A 22802-nucleotide genomic window follows, 5' to 3' on the forward strand; every position below is an offset into this window, starting at 1 on the left:
ATTTAACCCTCTTCCCTGAAGGAAGAGGGTATAGGTCATTTATGCCAGCGCATCCATCCGACGCCACATACTGGCGGCGGCTTTTCTGGCTTGCGCATAAATGGAATCGCAATCGAAGTTAAACTGACGATCTTCGTAGACCATCACGCCGTTAACCATCACGCTGTTAACGCTGCCTGAACCCATACCGAAGGCGATGTGGCCTGCAATATTGTCTGCCAGCAGCGGCGTTGGCGAGTTGTAATCGCAAATGGTTAAATCTGCTTTATAACCGGCTTCCAGAAGGCCAAATTTCGCACCAAAGTTGCGGCTCATCAGTTCGTTGCCGTTAGTCAGCGCTCTGGCAAAACTGTCTGGCCACAGTGGGCCACCAGAGTCACGATGTTTAAAGAAGGCGAATTTCATCTCTTCAAACATGTCTGAACCGATGCCGTCAGTTCCCAGTGCCAGATTGCGAATGTCGCTAAGATGATGGTTGTAACCAACATGGTTGTTCATGTTTGAACGGGCGTTATGTACCAGGAACGCGTCACGTTGGTTAAGCAGGGCAATATCCTCTTTCGACAGATACAGTCCATGAGCGACCAGCGTTTTGCTATCGATGAGATCGAATTGCGCCAGGCGTGCCAGCAGATCTTTTCCGTACCTGTGGTGACTGTAAGAAACGTCGTAAAGGTCTTCCGCAGCGTGTATGTGTAAACCACGGCCTGTGGCTTTCACTGCTTCGCGCAGCATTTCCAGACCAACATCTGGCACGGTAAACGGCGCGTGAGCACCGATATGCGCTTCTACCAGATACGGCTCGCTTGCCGCTTTCTTCGCGTCGTCAATCTGACGGGCGAAACGGATGTTTTCCTCTACCCCATCCTGCAACTCTTTAATACCGTTATTACGATCTGTTGTTTCAAAACAGGTCATCGCACGTAGACCAACTTTTAGAAATGCGTTGCGCAACGTCGAGAGCGATCCGCCGATATAAGCCGGAGAGGCATGGTGATCGATAACCGATGTACATCCGCTCTTAATCGCTTCCAGTGAACAAATCAGCCCGCTGTAATAGAGCGACTCTTCATCAAGGGCGCGATCGAGTCGCCACCAGAGATTTTTTAGCGTTGAGATGAAGTCCGGGCAGGGGGCAATATTCGCCATAATTCCGCGGGAAAGCCCCGAGTAAAAATGGTTGTGCGAGCATACGATCCCTGGCATCACAATCCGGCCATGCATCTCTTTGTAGCTGGCTTCAGGGTAGCGGTGTGTATAGCGATAATGACATCATTTTCGATGGCGATATCGACGCCTTCCTGCACTTTCGCCGGGTGTAGCTGTACTGCAGTGACATTCTTCAGAATCAACATGATTACACCTCCACGCGGCCCAGCAGATAATGATGATGCTGGTGAATATGGCTGATAATGCGGCACATATCGTTCAGCTCTGGCGGTACGTTGTTGAACTGGCCTTTGCTATTAATGTTCAACACCCAGCTTTGGTTATTCAGACGTACGCTTACCCGATCATCTTCCACCAGGAAGCCAGGGTTGCTGCTGTTATCAAAGTCTTGCGACAGACTGAAGACGGTGATTTTGTCTTTGTACGGTTTACCGTTCCATGGACAGAACTGAGCACAGTTACCGCATTCGTTGCAGTAGGCATCAAGGTGCAGCGTCTGGAAACGGTTCTGGAAGCCAGGAACCGTAATTGAGATGTTGGCGCGGTTCGGGCAGACATCCACACACTTGCTGCAAACGTAGTTACATTCAAGGCAGCGCGCGGATTCCTGAGCGACAAATGCGTCACGATCATCGCTGTTCACCAGGGTGACAGAGATGTCGCCTTTACGTTGGTAGATTTCTGCCGGGTTAACGTTGTTCCAGTATTTATCGCGCTGGTGGGAACGGATATTTTCCCGGCTAAGGATGGCATCGGCTGCCCGACGAGCGGTGCTGACAGCGGCAACGATCGAGGACGGCCCGCGTTGTACGTCACCGATCATAAAGACGTCAGTCAGACGGGTTTCGCCGTTATGGTCGACGTCAGGCCAGCCGTTTTTGTCCAGTGGCACACCCATCGCATTCAGGGCTTCGGTATCCTGCTGTTCGCCAATGGCAGTAATCAGGCTGTCTACATGCAGCGTTACCGTTTCGTTGGTTTCAACCGGACGGCGGCGACCTTTCTCATCAGGTTCGCCAAGTGACATGACGCGCAATGTTAAGGTGCCATCAGCATCGAAACGTTGCGGATTGTTCAGGAAACGGAACTCCACGCCATCGTGCAACGCTTCTTCATACTCTTCGCGCCACGCGGGCATCTCTTGCAGTGAACGACGGTAAACCACAGTTGCTTTTTCTACGCCCGGAACGCGTAACGCTGCTCGCGCGCAGTCCATTGCGGTGTTGCCCGCACCGACAACCACTACATGTTTGCCAAGGTTGAGCACCGTACCTTTATTGTACTCGCGCAGGAAGGGGAGTGATTTCCAGATATTCTGGTTGTCGCCTGCCAGTTTCACACCGCTGTTTTTATCGGTGCCGGTAGCAATCAGAACGTAGTGGTAGCCCTGATTCTTTAACTGCTCGACGGTCAGTTCCGGTGAGCAGCCATACTCAAATTTCACACCGTGATCGGCAACAAAATCGATATCGTGCTGAATTAACTCTGCCGGAATACGGAACTGAGGAATGATATTTTTCACCACGCCGCCTGCGTTGGCTTCGCGTTCAAATAACGTAACCGGATGACCCGCTCTGGCAAGGAAGTAACCGGCAGCCAGACCTGCTGGACCCGCGCCAATCACGGCAACCGGATGGCGTGAACCGGAACCGGCAGGTTTGTGCCAGCGTTGCTTATACTCATCCCAGCCTTTTTCCAGGGCGACTTTTTTCAGTTCGCGGATATTCAGTGCGCTGTCGTAATCGAGGCGGGTACAGTTGTACTGGCACTGATGATCGCAAATGTGGCCGGTAATGGCGGGCAGCGCATTACGTTGGTAGATGAGTTCCAGCGCATCGGCATAGCGATGTTCGCCCAACAGTCGAATGTATTCCGGAATATCTTGTTTGATGGCACAGGCAGTGACACATGGAGCAACGTAGCAATCGGTCAGCGGTAGATCTTCTGCCACTTCAATACGCTCTTCTGGCTTCCAGTGTTTTTGAGTGTATTCCATGGTTAATGCATCTGCTGCCAGCTTGCTCAGTCGTTCAACGTCAACGTGGTTAAGCCCCCAGGCGTCTGACCCTTCCAGTTCGCGCATACAGGCGCTTAAACGCAGATAGCCGCCAGGTTTCAGCAGGTCGGTTGCCATAGTGATCGGGCGAATACCGGTATCGAAAATATCGCGGATCGTCAGTTGGCTCGCACCACCGGAGTAAGAAATTGGCAGTTTGCCGTCAAAGGCACGAGACAGAACGGCTGCAACATTGATAGAAAGTGGAAACAGCGCACGACCCGACATATACATCTCTTCACCAGGCAGTGCGCCTTTATTGTTGATAGTGCCGAGGGTGTTAGTCAGTTTGACGCCAAAGCCGAGTGATTTCTCTTTTGCCAGCGCCATCAGGCGTTCCAGCATTTCCAGTGCCTGCGCCAGCTTGAGATCATGATCAAATGATTCTTCTTTTAAGCCGATGTAATCGAAGCCGCAGCTATCGAGAATCTCGCGAACACGAGCGTAACCTAATAAAGTTGGGTTGAGTTTTACAAAGGTATTCAGCTCTTTTTCTTCCAGCATGTAGCGGCAAATGGCTTCGATTTCATGCGGAGGGCAACCGTGCATGGTGGAGAGAGTAACGCCTTGTACCATGCTGGTGGGGATGCGTGCCGGTAATGCCTGTAAATGTTCGCGTTTATCCTGCAAATCGTGACGAGCCAAAAACGCGTCATCCTGAAGCAGTTTATTAAGCGTATCGCGGTATTGAGCGAATTTCGGATGGTCAGATGCGTCCATCATATTATCGATGAACTGCTGCATTGGCGGCTGCTTAATACCGTCGAGGTTGTAACCGACGCTCATATTAAAGATGAACGACTTGCCTGATTCTGAAGGCTGGAACAGGGCTTCAAGCAGATGCAAGGCAAGCCAGGCTTTAAGGTATTCATCCCACGCTTTAAGCAGAGTGAATTCGGTAGACCATTCGGTGTTAAAACACTCGTCTTCGGCATCGATACAGGGTTTTTCCAGCTCCAGACGGTCAAGAATTTGTACAGTTTTTAGTTCGATGAATCGTCCGCCGGTCAGCCAGGAGGTGACGATGTTTTGCGCGAGCTGTGTGTGCGGTCCGGCGGCTGGGCCGACGGGGGTAGCACAGGTTTCACCGAAGACGCTAACAGATTTACCTTTTACGGGTGAGTAAAACTGTTGTTCGGGAATACCAAAGATTGAGCGTTGTTGTTGGTACTCATCAAATATGCGCGTCAAAAGTTCCTCAAACGGAATGGGACGCATAATATCCCCCATAACCCTCTCCTTAGCTTATACAGATATCATTGAGTGACCGGTATTGATAAATCCGGTGGTTTAAGGGGATAGAGCAACAATCGCACCACTCTTGCCCGGTTTGCCCGGAAATATAAAAAAATGTGAAGCGCCTCGAAACTTAATGGTTTTTTGTGAATGATCTCACAGGTGCCAAATGAGAATTAAAATCACTCCTGAACGTTATTATTCTTATGGCTTTTATCATCTTTTCTCATTTCTCAAAAACAGTGGTTCCTTATCATTATGATAAAGGGGTGGAGGGTGGATTAAATATTTGAACGCAATCGTTTAGCTTGATTTTCTAAAATTAAGTATGCCATTTTTGCGCATTAATAAAGTCATCCGGAGTATCAATGTCTAAAATTATTTCTTCATTTTCCATCTCGACGGAATAATGTTCACCCATGCGTAATGCCTGACGCATATTGATTACATTGGGGCGTTGTATTGCCTGCATCAGGCTCGATTTTGAGATTAAAATGGGATGGCCAGGGATACCATTGTGTAGCGGGAGTATTGCGCCGCTGTTACGTAACTGCCAGATTTTTAGGAAAATATCTCTATTTAGAGTTGGCATGTCACCATGGGTAATAAAGCAATGCTCTGTTTGCACTTCGTGGGCCGCTGCCTTCACCGAGGTCAGTAAACCCTGCTCATAATCTGGATTATAAATAAGAGTAATATTGGCAGTATGTGCGTAGCGATGATGCAGTTCATTGGCGCGAAAACCTGTGACTAAAATAATTCGGCTACAAAACTGCAACGCATTTTTGATACTTGCATCAAGAATTGTTCCTTGCTGCCAGGGTAACATCATTTTCCATTGTCCCATTCTTGATGATAATCCGGCAGCGGTAATTATACAGTCGATAGCTGGCATAGTCGTTCCATTATTTATATTGGGTAATAACGTCTGGGGATTACGTTACTTCCTGGTTAATGAATTTGTGGGGTTAATTTATCCCTGAGAGGACTATAAAGATTTGTGAAAAGTATAATTGACCCATCAGCGTTATTCATTGACTTAGACGTGCAGAAACGTCCTGCTGTGATTTCAGTTGTTGGCGCAGGGGGGAAAACCAGTCTGCTTTTTTGGCTGGCAGAGGTACTCCGGGCTAGTGGCAGACGTGTGTTAATTACTACGACTACGCATATGTTTATGCCAGTTTCTCATTGGCCTGTAGTTTTTTGCCGTGATCCTGCAACACTTCCTCATGCGTCTCTCACATCTCCCATTTTATTTTGTTTTCATCGTTGGAAAGCGATACAGGGGAAAGCACAGGGATTTTCGCCAGATGCCATTGATGCACTGGCGCAACGGTCGGAATGTGACGTAATTCTCATTGAGGCTGATGGCTCGCGTGGAATGCCGTTAAAAGCGCCGGATGAGCACGAACCTTGCATACCACGAAGCAGTTGTTGCGTGATTGCTGTGATGGGGGGGCATGTTTTAGGCGCAAAAGTTGGCGCGGAAAATGTCCATCGCTGGCCGCAGTTTGCCGACATTACTGGCCTGACGCCGGGGGCGACCTTGCAACTTAGCGATCTTGTTGCCCTGGTTCGCCATCCGCAAGGTGCGTTTAAAAACGTGCCATCAGGGTGTCGGCGGGTCTGGTTTATTAACCGTTTTTCTCAATGTGAGAATGCGATTGCGCAAAGCGAACTACTCAAACCACTGCAACACCACGACGTAGAGGCAATCTGGCTGGGCGATATACAAGAGTATCCTGCAATCGCGCGCAGATTTGTGAATTAGCGACCTGGGTATTCCGGGTTACTGAAAGGATATCGATTGAGGTTGGTATGAATATTTTCACAGAGGCTGCAAAACTCGAAGATCAAAATTGTCCGTTTGCTATGGCGCAAATTGTGGATAGCCGAGGCTCTACTCCCCGCCATTCTGCACAAATGTTAGTGCGTGCCGATGGTTCCATCGTTGGTACGATTGGTGGAGGAATGGTTGAGCGTAAGGTGATTGAAGAGTCGCTACAGGCATTGCAGGAACGTAAGCCGCGATTATTTCATGGACGAATGGCCCGTAACGGCGCGGATGCCGTCGGGTCAGACTGTGGAGGCGCAATGTCAGTGTTTATCAGCGTGCATGGTATGCGGCCACGTCTGGTGTTGATCGGCGCGGGGCATGTTAACCGGGCGATTGCCCAGAGTGCTGCGCTATTAGGGTTTGATATTGCTGTTGCCGATATTTATCGCGAGAGCCTCAATCCTGAACTTTTCCCGCCAGCAACCACGCTTCTACATGCCGATTCGTTTGGTGCAGCGGTAGAGGCGCTGGAAATTCGACCTGATAATTTTGTTCTCATTGCCACGAATAATCAGGATCGTGAAGCTCTCGATAAACTCATTGAACAGCCCATTGCATGGTTGGGGTTACTGGCAAGTCGCCGCAAGGTTCAGCTTTTCCTGCGTCAATTGCGTGAGAAAGGCGTGGCTGAAGAACATATTGCCCGTTTACATGCACCAGTTGGTTATAACATTGGTGCGGAAACGCCGCAGGAGATCGCCATCAGCGTGTTGGCAGAAATATTACAGGTGAAAAATAACGCGCCGGGCGGGTTGATGATGAAACCTTCGCATCCTTCCGGGCATCAACTGGTGGTGATTCGTGGCGCGGGAGACATTGCCAGTGGAGTGGCGTTACGTCTGTATCATGCGGGTTTTAAAGTGATCATGCTGGAAGTTGAAAAGCCGACGGTGATTCGTTGTACCGTAGCGTTTGCCCAGGCCGTGTTCGACGGTGAAATGACAGTTGAAGGTGTTACTGCTCATTTGGCTTCGACCCCTGCGGAGGCGATGAAACTGACTGAGCGAGGATATATCCCGGTAATGGTGGACCCTTCCTGTTCGCGGCTTGATGAACTGAAACCGCTGTGCGTGGTAGATGCCATTCTGGCGAAACAGAATTTGGGTACGCGTGTGGACATGGCACCGGTAACAATTGCGCTCGGGCCTGGTTTTACCGCAGGAAAAGATTGCCATGCGGTTATTGAAACAAACCGTGGGCACTGGCTGGGACAGGTGATCTACTCCGGTTGTGCGCAGGAGAATACCGGTGTTCCAGGTAATATTATGGGGCATACCACCCGGCGGGTTATTCGCGCTCCGGCGGCGGGTATCATGCGCTCGAATGTGAAATTAAAGCGCCGTTGGCCGGTATGGTGAGAGGCTTGCTGAACGATGGGCTGGCTGTCGTCGGCGGTTTTAAAATCGGTGATATCGACCCTCGTGGCGAAACGGCTGATTTCACCAGCGTTTCTGATAAAGCCCGGGCGATTGGTGGTGGTGTACTTGAGGCGTTAATGATGTTGATGCACCAGGGCGTTAAAGCGACGAAAGAAGTACTGGAAGTGGCTTAAATGAAAACGGCCGGATGGCATCGCCCCCCGGCCTTTAACTTACTGGCAAATCACCGTTCCGGTTTTACCTTCAATCCCTTCTTTTGCTTTGCTTAACACGGTAATCAGCGCTTCGCGGCCTGCGCGAGAGCGGGCAAATGACGCGGCGGCTTCCACTTTCGGCAGCATCGAACCTTTAGCAAAATGCCCCTCATCAATAAAGCGTTCTGCATCGGCCAATGACAGGCGGTCGAGCCACTGTTCATTCTCTTTACCAAAATTAATTGCTACTTTCTCTACCGCAGTAAGAATGATCAGCATATCGGCATCGATCATTTCTGCTAAACGGGCGCTGGCCCAGTCTTTATCGATAACCGCGCTGGCACCGCGCAGATGGTTACCTTCACGAATCACCGGAATACCGCCACCGCCAACGGTGATTACGACCTGGCCGGAATCTACCAGAGCTTTTACCGTCTCTTTTTCAATAATATCAACTGGTTTTGGCGAAGCGACGACACGACGATAGCCACGACCCGCATCTTCTTTCAGGGTGTAACCCTGTTTTGTCAGTTGTTCTGCTTCCTGCTCGGTAAAGAATGAGCCGATCGGTTTGGTCGGATTGAGGAATGCCGGATCGTTAGCGTCGACTTCAACTTGGGTAACCAGCGTTGCAACGGGTTTATTAATGCCACGAGAAAGCAGTTCTTCCCGTAAGGCGTTTTGCAGATCGTAACCAATATATCCCTGGCTTAAGGCGACACAGACAGACATCGGCAGCATAGGCGAATGCGCTTCCGTTTTTGCGGCGGCTTCGAATGCCTGGTTAATCATGCCCACCTGTGGTCCATTACCATGAGTGACGATAACTTCATGCCCCTGGGCAATTAAATCAACAATTGCCTGAGACGTAATTTTTACCGCTTTCATTTGTCCGGCCAGATCATCGCCCAGCGCATTCCCGCCCAGGGCGAGAACAATTTTCTTACTCATTTTTCCTCACTCATCATTCTTGATTGTGTATAGATCCCTGGCAGTGGTTAGAACACGGGAGGGACAAACGGTTTGCGTCGCAGGAAACGTCCCCGTCCGGCTTTGCCTGTAAAGGTGCCGTCACAGAAAATCGTTTCACCACGGGATAGGGTTCTGACAATTGCACCCTGGCAGGTAAAGCCCTCCCAGGGCGAGTAGTCAGCATTGTCGTGGAGATGGCAATGCTGAATTTGCTGGCTCTGATGTGGATCTATAATCACTACGTCACCATCTGAACCGGGCGCTAATGTTCCTTTTTGTGGCCACAGGCCAAACAGTCTGGCGGGCATTGCACTGGTTAATTCAACAAAACGCTCCGGTGTGATACGTCCGGTCATTACGCCGCTGGAGAACAGCAACTGCATACGATTCTCCACACCGGGAAGGCCATTTGGGCAACGGCTGAAATCACCTTTGGAAATCTGCTGGCGCTGGGCCATTGAGAAGGTGCAGTGATCGGTCGCCACCACGTCAATCGCACCATCGCTGATGCCGCACCACAGCTTGTCCTGCTCGCGAACGTTGCGTAGCGGTGGGCTAAGAATAAATTTCATGCCGTCTTCTGCGTCATAACTACGTTCGTCGAGCAGAAGATATTGCGGACAAGTTTCAACCCAGACAGGCTGGCGGTTCGCGCGGGCAAGGCGCAGATAATCCAGGCCTAAGCCGTTAGACAGGTGGACGATATAGAGCGGTACGTTACCGGCAAGTTTTGCCAGGTTGATCATTCGGGCGATGGCTTCCGCTTCGCACTCCAGCGGTCGACTCAATGCGTGATAGCGCGGCGCGGTTAGCCCGGCAGCGATAAACTCCGCCCGCTTACTGGCGATAGCAGCATCATTTTCCGGGTGTACGGTGGTTAGCGCGCCGGACTCATGCAAACGGCGTAACGCCTGTAACACTTCGTCATCGTTGAGTTTGTATTGATAGGTTAAATAGAGTTTAAAACTAGTCAGCCCTTCTTCGACCATCATCGGAATTTCATCGAGGATAGCGTGATTGATATGCTGGATAACACCGTGAAAGCTGTAGTCGATGACCGCTTTATGGGCGGCATAACCACGATAAACTTCCAGTTGATGGCGTAACCGGCAGCCGTTTGGGCCAAATCCCATATGGTCAATAATGGTTGTTGTACCGCCACACGCAGCCGCGCGGGTGCCGGTAAAAAAATCATCACAACTGCGCGCAATGCCGACATCAATATTAAAATGCGTATGGACATCCACGCCGCCTGGGAAAACGTAACAGCCAGTGGCATCAATTTCTTCATAAGGGAGCTGCGGCGAAATATCGTTACCTAACTGGCGAACAATCCCGCTTTCAATCAGCAAATCCTGCTTTGCTTGCCCATCAGCGTTAACAACAGTGCCGTTTTTGATCAATACACGCATAGCAAACTCCAGAAACCCTCCGGCGAACCGGAGGTGAATAAGTGATGAATAATTATTCGGTTGCCAGCCAGCTTAATGGGATTGCCGCATACATAGCGGCACAGGTTACCAGGTGAGATTTCCAGGTTTTTTCGTTTGGCGCGTGCGCTTCAGGTTCTTTACCGGGGCCAAAGCCGATAACCGGAATACCGTGACGGCCCATGATGGAGACGCCGTTAGTTGAGAATGTCCACTTATCAACGACCGGTGCTTTGCCGAACAGCCCTTCGTAGGCATTCACCAGCGCTTTAACGGTGAAGTGATCTTCTTCTACTTTCCAGGTCGGGAAGTAGCATTCGGTTGGGTAAACCAGACCAGTCCAGGACGGACGGTCGTAGTTGTACATAGAAACGACTGCGTTGGCTTTCTGTACCGCAGGCAGCGCGCGGATTTCATCCAGTGCACCTTCCCATGTTTCGCCCCAGGTCAGACGACGGTCAATAGAAACTGCGCAACTGTCTGCGACAGCGCAACGACTTGGGGAGGTAAAGAAGATTTCGGAAACGGTCAGCGTACCTTTACCGAGAAATTCGTTATAGCCCAGACGTTGGGACAGTTCTTGTAATTCGCCAAGAATTGGGCCCATTTTGAAAATGGCGTTATCTCCGCGTTCTGGTGCAGAACCGTGGCAGCTAACACCCTGAACATCAACACGGATTTCCATACGACCGCGTTGACCACGGTAGACCTGGCAGTCGGTCGGTTCAGTACTGACCACAAATTCCGGACGAATACCGGATTGTTCAATAATGTACTGCCAGCACAGACCGTCGCAGTCTTCTTCCTGCACTGTCCCCGTTACCAGCAGGGTGTATTCATCTTCCAGCCCCAGATCTTTGATGATTTTACCGGCATAAACCATAGACGCCATGCCGCCTTCCTGGTCAGAAGTACCGCGACCGCCGATCAGTTCATCAGTTTCCATACCTTCGTACGGGTCGAATTCCCAGTTTTTGATGTTGCCAATACCGACGGTGTCGATGTGAGCATCCATTGCAACCAGACGCGGGCCGTGGCCGATATAACCGAGAACGTTGCCCATAGGGTCGATTTCAACTTTATCGAAACCTACTTTTTCCATCTCTTCTTTAATACGATGCACTACGCGTTTTTCATCGCAACTTTCGCTGGGAATCGCAACCATATCGCGCAGGAAGCGGGTCATGTCTGCCTGGTAATCTTTTGCTTTTTCAAGAATCAGTTTGAATGGAATATTCTTAGCCATTATTTTTCTCCAGATTTTTGACTCCCCGTTTGGCGGGGAGCTATTTCCAATAGGGTGATTATGGTGCTACAGAGTGTTTGCCTTCCCAGACAACTTCGCGGTAGTGCTTCACGTCAGTGTCGCCTTCAGTGCTGATAACCAGCACCACGGCATCTTTGTTCAGCGCCAGTTTTTCCATCAGACTTTGACGTTGCGGGTGATAATGAACAGCCGCAAGAACGCCTAAACCGACAGCGCCAGATTCACCGGAGATGATGCGCGGATCGTTGCCGTAGGGATTACCCAGCACGCGCATACCTAATGCGGCAACGCTGTCCTGGCAGGAGATGAATTGGGTGGCACAGTTACGTAAGATTTCCCAACCCAGCGGATTCGGTTCGCCGCAGGCCAGGCCCGCCATGATGGTGGCCATATCGCCGCCAACGTTAACGATGTCGCCTTTGACGCCAGAGCGATAAATACAGTCAGCTTTGTCAGGTTCAACAATGATGCTGTGCAGATTTTGAGGACTATAGACATCCACCAGATATCCCAGCACGCCGCCGGCCATTGCGCCGACGCCAGCCTGCAGCAGGACGTGAGTTGGCGTAACGCCCATTTCACGCATTGGCTCAACAGCCTCATCCGCTAATGTGGCGTAGCCCTGCATGATCCAGGTTGGGATTTTGGTATAGCCTTCCCAGGCGGTATCTTGTACGACTTCCCAGCCGTGTTGCTGAGCGTGTTGCATGGTCAGGCGGACGGTATCGTCATAATTCATGTCGGTGACGATGCACTCGGCGCCGAGGTTCAGAATGGCGTCTACACGCTCCTGAGCAGAACCTTTCGGCATGTAAATCACCGCGTTTTGACCGAGTTGTTGAGCAGCCCAGGCAACACCGCGCCCGTGGTTGCCGTCGGTGGTGGTGGCGAAGGTCATCTTTTCGCCAATGGCATTTTTCAGATGCTCAAATGACAGTGTTTCGATATCCAGATGATATTTTTCGCACAGTAACTGAGCGATAGCGTACGCACCGCCGAGCATTTTGAAGGCGTTCAGACCGAAGCGTTTTGATTCGTCCTTAACGAGAATTTTCTTTACACCAAAAAGAGTTGCGAGATCGTCCAGCGCACAAAGCGGTGTTGGGCGATAGCCAGCAATTTTCTGGTGAAACTGGCGCGCCAGTTTTGCCTGGTTTTGCGAAAAGAGCGGTGATGTTTCGCCGTTGAAAAATTTGTTATCGACGATATCAACCTTCAATGAGAAAACGGACATATCCTATCCTTTTGGCCTCTGGAAATAGAGAGCCGACCTGCCGATCGGCTCGAGGGGTTATTTCACGCGTTCTTGCGCTTCTTTCAGCAGTTGTTCGAGCAGTGCACCAGGTTTGGAATATTTACGGGAAAGGATCATCGCGGCGATGATATAGGGTTTCCAACTGGCTTCTTTGTAGGTAGCAATACGGTATTTTTCGAATACGCCTTCCGTGACCTCACCTTCTTTGCAGGATACGCCGCTAATATCGGCTGGCAGACAGTGCATATACAGGGCTTCACCGTCGCGGGTGAGTTCCATCATCTCTTCAGTGCAATGCCAGTCTTTATGTTGCGCGTTCTGTGCCAGGCACTGTTTTTCCAGTGCTTTTAAGCCTTCGTGATCGTTCGCGCGCAGCAGTTCAGTTCGTTCTTCCATCACTTTATAAGGTGCCCATGACTTCGGATAAACGATGTCTGCGTCTTTGAATGCTTCTTCCATGCTGGTGACCTGACGGAAGCTACCGCCGGATGCTTTAGCGTTGTTTTTAGCCACTTCAACGACATCCGGAATCAGGTCATAGCCTTCCGGATGAGCCAGGGTGACATCCATACCGAAGCGAGTCATCAGGCCGATAATGCCTTGCGGTACAGAGAGCGGTTTACCGTAGCTTGGGGAATACGCCCAGGTCATGGCGATTTTTTTACCTTTCAGGTTTTCCAGTGAACCAAAGTGTTCACGTAACCATGCCAGGTCGGCCATAGACTGAGTCGGGTGGTCGATATCGCATTGCAGGTTAACTAAAGCCGGACGCTGCGGCAGTACGCCCTGTTTGTAGCCGTCGTCAAGCGCGGCTCCCACTTCACGCATATAGGCGTTGCCTGCCCCCAGATACATATCGTCACGAATACCGATAGCATCGGCACAGAAGGAGATCATATTGGCCGTTTCACGAACGGTTTCGCCGTGCGCAATTTGTGATTTACCTTCATCAAGATCTTGCTGCGCCAGGCCGAGCAGATTAAGCGCGGAAGCATAAGAAAAACGGGTGCGGGTAGAGTTGTCGCGGAATACGGAAATACCTAATCCACTATTAAAGACTTTGGTCGAGATGTTTTCAGCACGCAGTGCTTTTAACGCTGCGGCAACGTCCAGTACTTGTTTCAGTTCATCTGGCGTCTGTTCCCACGTTAACAAAAAATCTTTCTCGTGAAGGTGAGAGGTCAGCGAATTGATATCCTTAATCAGCTCATTAACAGTTTTCATCATAAAGTCCCGATAGTGGAATGACAGGCAAAGTGCTTTATTTCACTGTGACATGCCAATGTGATTGGTGTTTTCATAGCTATACCAGAAACTAACAATAAACATGCCAGAATTATCTGCATGGTTATGAAATGCTAATTTAACGAATAATGTGTGGGTTTGATCACAAATTATTGATGTGCTATGGAACATCAAAATATACGGAAACGATTGGCTTTTTTTATGCAGTTATTTATTTGCTGCTAAGCATCAGAAATAAGATAAAGAGGCAGGTAAATCGTCGTCAGTTTGATAAATGCACTCCCGTAATTCTCATATTGATATAGAAATGTGATATCACTTCCATAATTTCATTAGAAAATGATAAAAATCCTATGTTTTTAGCAAAGCTATATTTGTCTGAGTTAATATCGTCATGACCTGTGAACCATCAACGTCTTCAATGATCGACTTTTAAGTGATTCTGGAAGGTAAAGCTATGGAGCTTGTTTCTACGCAGTCAGTATTGATGCGAATTCAACCAACAATTCAGCGTTTTGCCAGAATGCTAGCCAGCGTTTTGCAGCTTGAGGTTGAGATCGTTGATGAAAACTTGTGCCGCGTCGCTGGAACTGGCGCATATGGGAAATTTCTTGGTCGCCAGTTGAGTGGCAACTCGCGCTTGCTCCGCTATGTCCTCGAAACCAAAACCGAAAAGGTTGTGACACAATCTCGCTTCGATCCCCTTTGTGAAGGTTGCGACAGTAAAGAGAGTTGTCGTGAAAAGGCATTTCTGGGCACGCCTGTTATTCTACAGGAACGCTGTGTCGGGGTAATAAGTTTGATTGCTGTTACTCATGAGCAACAAGAACATATCAGTGATAATTTACGCGAATTTTCAGATTACGTTCGCCATATATCGACTATTTTTGTTTCAAAGCTTCTGGAAGATCAGGGGCCAGGAGATAATATAAGTAAAATATTCGCTACCATGATTGATAATATGGATCAGGGAGTATTAGTTATTGATGAAGACAATCGTGTTCAGTTTGTTAACCAGACTGCATTAAAAACTCTCGGTGTTGCTCAAAATAATATGGTTGGGAAACCTGTTCGTTTCAGGCCATTAACATTTGAGAGTAATTTTACTCATGGCCATATGCAGCATATCGTTTCGTGGGATGATAAAAGTGAATTGATAATTGGTCAGTTGCATAACATACAGGGCCGACAGTTATTTTTAATGGCATTTCACCAATCTCATACCAGTTTTTCCGTGGCGAATGCCTCTGATGAACCGCATATTGAACAATTAGTTGGCGAATGCCGGGTTATGCGGCAATTAAAACGACTCATTAGCCGCATTGCGCCTAGCCCATCCAGTGTTATGGTCGTTGGTGAAAGTGGCACCGGGAAAGAAGTGGTGGCTCGCGCAATCCATAAGCTGAGTGGACGGCGGAACAAACCATTTATTGCTATCAACTGTGCGGCGATTCCGGAGCAGCTTCTGGAGAGTGAGCTATTCGGTTATGTTAAAGGCGCATTTACTGGCGCTTCAGCCAACGGCAAAATAGGGTTGATTCAGGCGGCGAATACAGGCACGTTGTTTCTTGATGAAATTGGCGATATGCCATTGATGTTGCAGGCTAAATTACTGCGAGCTATTGAGGCGCGTGAAATCCTGCCGATTGGTGCCAGTAGTCCAATACAGGTCGACATCCGCATCATTTCTGCAACCAACCAGAATTTAGCCCAGTTCATTGCCGAAGGTAAATTTCGCGAAGATCTCTTCTACCGACTCAATGTCATTCCTTTAACTTTGCCACCGCTGCGTGAACGTCAGGAAGATATTGAACTGCTGGTGCATTACTTTTTACATCTACATACCCGTCGTTTGGGATCGGTTTACCCAGGTATTGCTCCCGATGTTGTGGAGTTACTGCGTAAGCATTATTGGCCAGGGAACCTGCGAGAGTTAAGCAATCTGATGGAATATCTGGTCAACGTTGTTCCTTCTGGTGAAGTCATTGACAGCACGCTTTTGCCACCCAATCTGGTAAATAACGGTGCGATGGAGCAAAGTGAGATGCCAGAAGCTTGCGAGGCACATTTGGCACTTGATGATACTGGCGGCACGGCGCTGGAGGAGATGGAAAAACAGATGATACGCGAGGCGCTTTCACGTCATAACAGCAAGAAGCAAGTCGCTGATGAACTGGGTATCGGCATTGCTACCCTCTATCGTAAGATTAAAAAATATGAGTTGTTAAGCGTGTAACCACGGTAAATCCGGCCTGAATTCAGGCCGGATTTCGTTTTACTTCGTTTCTTCGCAGTCCAGTACTGTATTCACAATCATCTGATAACCGGTGCAGCGACAGAGATTTCCCGCCAGGCCACGACGAATCTCCGTAATGGTTAATGGTTTCTCTCGTGGTTTCGCCAGCATTGCCGTGGTGGCCATAATCAACCCTGGCGTACAAAAGCCACACTGCACTGCGCCGGATTTCGCATAAGCCTGTTGAACATGAGAAAGTTTGCCACCTTTTGCTTCGCCTTCCAGCGTGCGGATCTCTTTTCCTTCAGCCCATGCGGCCAGGTATAAACAACTGTCGGTTGCCGTTCCGTCAACCAGTACTGTACAGGCACCGCATTCGCCAACGCAGCAACCTTGCTTGACACTAAGCAGTCCTTGTTCGCGGAGCATCTCCGAAAGTGGCATTCCTGGTGCGGCGTGAAGCTGAAAAGGCATACCGTTAATGACACATTCAATGGTAATACTTTTGCTGTGATTCATTGCAATGTTCCCCCCGCCGCGGCGACGGCTTCGCTAATGACTTTTTTGGTCATCGTCTGGATGAGATGCAGACGAAACTCTTTACTTGCACGCCAGGAAGAACGCGGGGCGACATCCTGTAGGACTGATTCGCTAATAGCTTCCAGCGTTTGCTGAGTTAATGGCGCGTTTTGTGCAGCCTGTTCAGCATGTTGGCAGCGAATCGGCGTTGGTGCGGCAACACCAAATGCCAGGCGTAATTCACTGAAATTGCCGTTGTCCAGGCGGCAATGAGCAGCGCAACCGATGGTTGAAATATCCATCGCGTCGCGCATGGCATATTTAAAATGCGCGCTACCTGCATGTTCTTTCGGCTGCGGTGGGAAATGAAATGCGACAAGGATTTCATCATGCTCAAGGGAAACCTTGCCCGGCCCGGTATGAAAGCCGTTAATCGGGACGAAGCGAACACCGCGCGGGGAGTGGATCTCCAACTTCGCGTCATATATCAGTGTTGGCGTGGCTGAGTCTGCGCTGGTGGCACCGTTGCAAATATTTCCACCGTAGGTCGCGACGTTACGGATCTGCGGCCCGGCAATTGACGAAGCCGCAGCACATAACGCCGGGAGATGACGCTGGGTTAATAGATTTTCAATTAACTGGGTAAAGGTTGTCGCGGAACCGATTCGTAGCGCGCCATCTTCCGCCAGCGTAATCCCCCGAAGATCTGCCAGATTGTGGATATCAACAATATGACGGTAACGGTCATTGTGATGGTGGAGCTGAATCAGCACGTCAGTGCCACCGGCGAGCAGTTTGGCCTGCGGATTGTGAGTCAGCAGGTTGATGGCATCGGCAAGGGTGGTTGCGCGATGGTAAGATGCAAAATCAAACATGATGTTATCCTCAAATCAATCCTGCCAGATGGAACTCTTCGTATAACCGTTTTGGCGTCAGCGGCAGGGTATTGATTGCAACACCGGTAGCCATTTTCACCGCGTTACGAATCGCAGCGGCGACAGGAATTATTGGCGGCTCACCCAGTGACTTATGTCCGTATGCGGATTGTGGTTCATTGATTTCGACAAACGCGCTTTCCAGTTGTGGCAGATCCGGCATGGTCGGCATTTTGTAATCCAGCAGATTGGGGTTACGTACCACACCACTTTTCGCATCGATAATCATCTCTTCAAATAACGCCCAGCCAATGCCCATTCCCATTCCGCCGTGAACCTGACCTTCAGCCAGCAGCGGGTTAAGAATATGGCCCGAATCATGGACGTTGAGGATGCGATTGATGGTCACTTTACACAGCGCAATATCAACCGTCAGATCAACAAAAGTACAGCCAAATGCCGGTGGGTTAGTGGTGGTTTTGATCGAGCTTTCAGCAGAAAGTTGCCCGCCGCGCTCAGGATGATAAAAAGCATCCATCGCCAGATCTTTTAACGACAGCAATGGCTCTTCCGGCCTTTTAACCAGCGCGATATGGCCTTTTATCAGTGTCAGATTCATCGCTGACTGATGTAGCATTACAGCGGCATGAGCGATGATTTTCTCTTTCAATAGCAATGCAGCACTGCGTAACGCAGGCGCGGCAACATAGCTCTGGCGTGAAGCAAACGCACCTGGATCGAATGGCGTAATATCGGTATCTTGTGTCGAAATCACGCGGACATCGCTGACCGGAACCCCCACGGTTTCAGCCACCATTTGCGAGAACACAGTGTCGGCACCCTGACCGATTTCCGTAGCGCCGCTTTGCACGTTGATAGTTCCATCCTGATTCATCAACAAGCGTGCGCCCGCGATTTCTACACCAACAGGCCAGGTGTTAGAGGTGTAGCTAAAACAGGCAACGCCAACGCCGCGGCGCAAATTGCCTTGCAGGTTCTGGCACTCTGCACGTCGTTTTTCCCATTCAAAGATTTCCCGCCCTTTTTCCAGACACTCAGGTAATCCGGCACTGTAAATGCGTTTTCCAGTGAGTGGATTTGCATCGCCTTCACGGGCGGCATTACGTAAACGAATTTCTACCGGGTCAAGATCTAACGCGGTAGCGGCGTCATCCAGCATTGATTCGACGGCAAAAACGACTTGCGGTGCGCCATAACCACGCATTGCGCCAGCCGAGGGTAGATTGGTATAGCAGGTCTTTGAGCTGTAAGCGTAGGCGCAACGAGGATAAAGATACGCCACTTTGTTACCACCTGCGGAAGCAATGGAATGGCCGTGAGAGGCATAAGCACCCGTGTTGGACAGAACATCCAGACTATAGCCTTTCAGCGTACCATCGTGGTTAACCCCCATTTTCCCGTCAATGGTAAAAGCGTGGCGGGTACGGGTCGCCAGGAAACACTCTTCACGACTAAGGGAAACTTTCACCGGAATACCGCCGAGCTTGCTGGTCAGGAATGCCGCCATTGGCTCCTCCAGCACATCTTGTTTATTACCAAAACCTCCACCGACAAACGGTTTGATTACCCGCACGCATGACCAGGGAATATCCAACGCCTGACCGACAACGCGGCGAACAATGTGCGGGATCTGCGTACTGGAGACGATGGTAATTCGCGCGTCATCCTCCATCCACGCCAGCGATGTCACACTTTCCATGTGGCAATGTTGAATGACGGGGGTCTGATAGTGTCCCTGCACCCGGTAATCGGCGGCATCGATTGTTTGCTGGACATTGCCCGTAGACATCGTGCTTTGCTTAAGCAAATTACCGCGGCTGTGAATTTTAGCGGCGTCTTCTGCAAGTGCCGCTTCTGGTGTGGTGATAACGGGTAATTCTTGCCACTCAATACTGACTAATTGCGCTGCTTTTTCTGCTGTGAGTTCATCTCGGGCCACGACGATGGCAACGGCATCACCATGATGGCGAACATGGCGAGTTAACAGTGCGCGATCGGCGGTATCGCGTTTATTTTCGTCAAGTGTCCAGGCATGCCCTGCCGTGGCGAATGGGATATCCGGTACATCTTCCCAGGTAAAAATAGCCAGTACGCCAGGCAGACTTCTGGCTTGTTCATCATTAATACTTACGGCATAACCATGTGCGATAGGACTACGTACATATTTCGCGTAACACATGCCCGCCATAACATAATCGTCAGTATATCGTGCCCGCCCGGTAACCTTAGCAATGGCATCTACGCGCATACATGATTCACCTGTAGCGGTTGCTTCCCGCGCTTCCATAGAAATCCCCTTGATTTGAACATTTGGTTCTTATGGCAATGATTTAGTCTTTGAAGGCAAGAATTACGCCAGAAACGACTATAAGCATGAGGGGAGGGGGGAAGTGTGATGTTGTTAATAAAACGCCAGGGATGATGTGGTTTTTATCAGCAAAGCAAGAGAGTGCTGTGTATCAATATGAGTGTGATAAAAATCATTGTGATAAATGAATATTAGGAGGCAGTCAGGATGCTTTCTTTTTCGTTATGATGTACTAATGGTGGTTATCCTATCCTAATAGATTCATTAACAATTCTTGATTTGTACATCCATTTTCCGAGCAATGGATTGGGTATCTGACAAGTGACTGCTATGATATAGCGTCTTGTTTTTTGAGCGAGGAAAGATTTTGAGCGCAGGACGCCCGAATAAAAAAATGCTGGGTATCGTGATGCTGTTATCGGCTGGACTGCTTCTGGCGGGCTGTTCGGGTAGCAAATCATCAGACACAGGAACGTATTCCGGCTCCGTTTACACCGTGAAACGGGGGGATACGCTTTATCGTATTTCACGCACCACGGGAACAAGCGTAAAAGAACTTGCCCGACTCAACGGCATTTCTCCCCCCTATACCATCGAAGTAGGCCAAAAGTTGAAACTTGGTGGGGCAAAAAGCAACCGCAGTTCGCGGAAATATACCGCCAAATCAACGACGAAAACAGCGTCAGTAACGCCGCCGCCAGTGGTTCCGAAATCTTCATGGCCACCTGTTGGACAACGTTGCTGGTTATGGCCAACGAGTGGAAAAGTTATCATGCCTTACTCAATGGCAGATGGCGGCAATAAAGGGATTGATATTGCTGCAGCGCGCGGGACGCCAATATACGCAGCCGGTGCCGGTAAGGTGGTGTATGTCGGTAACCAATTACGCGGCTACGGTAATCTCATCATGATTAAACACAGTGAAGATTACATCACAGCCTACGCTCATAACGACACGATGCTGGTAAACAATGGGCAAAGCGTTAAGGCTGGGCAAAAGATAGCGACGATGGGCAGTACTGATGCAGAATCCGTGCGGTTACATTTCCAGATTCGTTACCGTGCTACGGCAATTGATCCTTTGCGCTACTTGCCGCCACAGGGCAGCAAACCAAAGTGTTGATGGTGAATTAATCAGCAGTCAGTAGCAAGACACTTGCTAAGAAGAGCGTAAGGTTTATAATGCCTTACGCATCTCAAAGCGGGCGTAGTTCAATGGTAGAACGAGAGCTTCCCAAGCTCTATACGAGGGTTCGATTCCCTTCGCCCGCTCCAGTTTTTTTACGCCCTCATATACTATTTCTTTATAACGCATCAAGCTACCGCATATTGATTATTAAAATCGATAGTATTGTTATAATTTGTCAATTGCCTTAGTTTTTGGATGTTGTTAATAATAGCTAAATGGTGTTCTTTCTCAGTGCAGTGATAAGAGAGTACACTTTTTTTATTCTGCATTGTAGAGACATATGCATCAATGGATTTTTTTATTATCGCAGTTTTATGTATTTTGGGTTCAAGTAACAGTGATTGTTCTATACAAGAGATTGCATCCTCAATTCTTTCATTATATATGTTTACCAGTGACTTATAGTAGTATAGGGAAGCGACATCTAATATTTTTATTTGTGCATGATCAAAAAAATACGTGATGTTGTTGCTTGTCCGGAAAGACCAGTTATCAGCCCCATAATTCCTAATATCTTACCATCAAAAATAGCTTTATCTGATACCTTATCTATAAATTCTAATGCCTTTTGAGTAGCATGTTTATGTTCATATATACCATGAAGAGCCAGAGACATATGGCATTCAGCTAACAGACAATAGCATTCATTTATTAGTAACTGAGCATTGTATTTTTTATCAGGTTTTCAAATATAGTTATTGCTTTGACAATGCTTTCTGGTGTGAACTCATTTAGTGCATTTTTCCCAGCAGACATTTCTTTGGATAAAACATGCTCATTAGATGATTCGTTTTGGCTAATCAATCCTGGTGCAGTTTCAGGATCCTTCATGACCATATACAAGTTACTTATTATAAATTGTGATATTTTTTGTATATCATCAGCCTGAAGATGAGTGCTGGCAACAAGATAAAAACTTTTTGCATCGATCACCTCAACATATAAGCTGTTTGATGTGTCATGTTGGTTAATCCTTCCTGTTATAAAATAATCTGGTTTGAATCTGGCCAGAAAAGCTGTTTGGGATTTATTATCTATACAATACTGGGTTGCAGCCATTGGGTATATATATAGGTTATCGTTTTTTTTATTTGAAATGAACTGTATAAGCTCTTGATTAAGTGTTAATGGATCCTGGTAGCTGTGAGACGTTGTAAATGGGAATAAAGCAATAGTGCTTCCTGCTTCATTATATTGATTTCCTTTTATTTTGAATACTTGTCCACTGAACCGGTAACCTTTTCTATATATGGTTTCTATACAACGGGTATAACCAATTTGTTCAAAAATACATCTTAATGAATATATACAACGTGTAAGGGACTCATCACTTACAATTACATTTTTCCACACGGATTCGATGATCATATCTTTTGATATAACATTGCCAGCAGATTCAAGCAATACAAATAATACACCTGGCTCTTTGGGGGGAATGTAAGATTGCTCATTCCCTTTAGTAAGAATACCATCTTCTGTCAGTATTATCCCATCAGGGAAATGATATGAAAATTTAATTTCTAAATCCATTAGCTAACCTCTGTGAATTTTATGGCTATTTGCGTCCTGCATGAGTAATAGATATGACTGATACTCATATGATCTTACCCACC

General features: G+C 48.6%; 13 protein-coding genes, 1 tRNA gene and 3 pseudogenes. 5 read left to right on the forward strand and 12 right to left on the reverse strand.

The features are described 5' to 3' along the window. Positions 1-39: 39 nt before the first annotated feature. The 3 genes and pseudogenes from ssnA to mocA form a co-directional block, all read right to left on the reverse strand. Positions 40-1355 (reverse strand): annotated as a pseudogene (ssnA, locus tag C1192_RS21230) (putative aminohydrolase SsnA). Positions 1356-1357: 2 nt separating this feature from the next. Next, positions 1358-4456, reverse strand: a complete 3099-nt coding sequence (gene ygfK, locus C1192_RS21235) for a putative selenate reductase subunit YgfK (protein WP_038355429.1) — start codon at positions 4454-4456, stop codon at positions 1358-1360. 328 nt (positions 4457-4784) lie between these two features. After that, positions 4785-5357, reverse strand: a complete 573-nt coding sequence (mocA, locus tag C1192_RS21240) for a molybdenum cofactor cytidylyltransferase (protein WP_001110887.1) — start codon at positions 5355-5357, stop codon at positions 4785-4787. Between the two features lie 105 nt (positions 5358-5462). On the opposite strand from mocA, the gene yqeC reads away from it, so the two are divergent. Together yqeC and yqeB are read left to right on the forward strand one after the other, a co-directional pair. After that, positions 5463-6233 carry a selenium cofactor biosynthesis protein YqeC gene (yqeC, locus tag C1192_RS21245; RefSeq protein ID WP_010378585.1) on the forward strand — a complete coding sequence of 257 codons (771 nt, stop codon included), beginning with the start codon at positions 5463-5465 and terminating at the stop codon, positions 6231-6233. Positions 6234-6280: 47 nt separating this feature from the next. After that, positions 6281-7851: pseudogene (gene yqeB, locus C1192_RS21250) on the forward strand (selenium-dependent molybdenum cofactor biosynthesis protein YqeB). A gap of 39 nt (positions 7852-7890) precedes the next feature. Here the strand turns inward: yqeB and arcC are convergent. The 5 genes from arcC to ygeW are packed head-to-tail and all read right to left on the reverse strand — an operon-like array spanning position 7891 to position 14020. Beyond that, positions 7891-8823: a carbamate kinase gene (arcC, locus tag C1192_RS21255; protein WP_038355428.1), complete on the reverse strand. Its 933-nt coding sequence runs from the start codon at positions 8821-8823 to the stop codon at positions 7891-7893. A 47-nt stretch (positions 8824-8870) separates the two neighbouring features. Then, positions 8871-10256: a D-phenylhydantoinase gene (gene hyuA / locus C1192_RS21260; protein ID WP_016262500.1), complete on the reverse strand. Its 1386-nt coding sequence runs from the start codon at positions 10254-10256 to the stop codon at positions 8871-8873. 52 nt (positions 10257-10308) lie between these two features. Further along, positions 10309-11520, reverse strand: coding sequence for a YgeY family selenium metabolism-linked hydrolase (locus C1192_RS21265; protein ID WP_038355427.1), 1212 nt, complete (start codon positions 11518-11520; stop codon positions 10309-10311). A gap of 58 nt (positions 11521-11578) precedes the next feature. Continuing rightward, complete coding sequence (gene dpaL / locus C1192_RS21270; protein ID WP_103194817.1) at positions 11579-12775, reverse strand: diaminopropionate ammonia-lyase; 1197 nt, start codon at positions 12773-12775, stop codon at positions 11579-11581. A gap of 57 nt (positions 12776-12832) precedes the next feature. Further along, positions 12833-14020 (reverse strand): knotted carbamoyltransferase YgeW, encoded by a 1188-nt coding sequence (gene ygeW / locus C1192_RS21275; RefSeq protein WP_001360948.1) that lies wholly within the window; start codon positions 14018-14020, stop codon positions 12833-12835. 478 nt (positions 14021-14498) lie between these two features. On the opposite strand from ygeW, the gene C1192_RS21280 reads away from it, so the two are divergent. After that, complete coding sequence (locus tag C1192_RS21280) at positions 14499-16277, forward strand: sigma-54 interaction domain-containing protein (protein ID WP_038355425.1); 1779 nt, start codon at positions 14499-14501, stop codon at positions 16275-16277. A gap of 39 nt (positions 16278-16316) precedes the next feature. Here the strand turns inward: C1192_RS21280 and xdhC are convergent, their stop codons facing one another. From xdhC to xdhA, 3 genes are read right to left on the reverse strand one after another with little or no spacing between them, the layout of a single operon-like run. Then, positions 16317-16796, reverse strand: coding sequence for a xanthine dehydrogenase iron sulfur-binding subunit XdhC (xdhC, locus tag C1192_RS21285; protein ID WP_038355424.1), 480 nt, complete (start codon positions 16794-16796; stop codon positions 16317-16319). After that, positions 16793-17671 carry a xanthine dehydrogenase FAD-binding subunit XdhB gene (xdhB, locus tag C1192_RS21290; protein WP_016249155.1) on the reverse strand — a complete coding sequence of 293 codons (879 nt, stop codon included), beginning with the start codon at positions 17669-17671 and terminating at the stop codon, positions 16793-16795. The genes xdhC and xdhB overlap by 4 nt, the downstream gene beginning before the upstream one ends. 10 nt (positions 17672-17681) lie before the next feature. Further along, entirely contained in the window at positions 17682-19979 is a 2298-nt protein-coding gene (gene xdhA, locus C1192_RS21295) for a xanthine dehydrogenase molybdenum-binding subunit XdhA (RefSeq protein ID WP_038355423.1), read from the reverse strand. Positions 19980-20367: 388 nt separating this feature from the next. On the opposite strand from xdhA, the gene actS reads away from it, so the two are divergent. After that, entirely contained in the window at positions 20368-21123 is a 756-nt protein-coding gene (gene actS / locus C1192_RS21300; RefSeq protein ID WP_001517011.1) for an amidase activator ActS, read from the forward strand. Positions 21124-21201: 78 nt separating this feature from the next. Next, positions 21202-21275, forward strand: a tRNA-Gly gene (locus tag C1192_RS21305). A 39-nt stretch (positions 21276-21314) separates the two neighbouring features. Here the strand turns inward: C1192_RS21305 and C1192_RS21310 are convergent. Further along, a pseudogene (locus C1192_RS21310) lies at positions 21315-22719 on the reverse strand (winged helix-turn-helix domain-containing protein). Positions 22720-22802 lie beyond the last annotated feature (83 nt).

Origin of the sequence: Escherichia marmotae (genome assembly GCF_002900365.1) — a bacterium.
Classification (GTDB): Bacteria; Pseudomonadota; Gammaproteobacteria; order Enterobacterales; family Enterobacteriaceae; genus Escherichia; species Escherichia marmotae.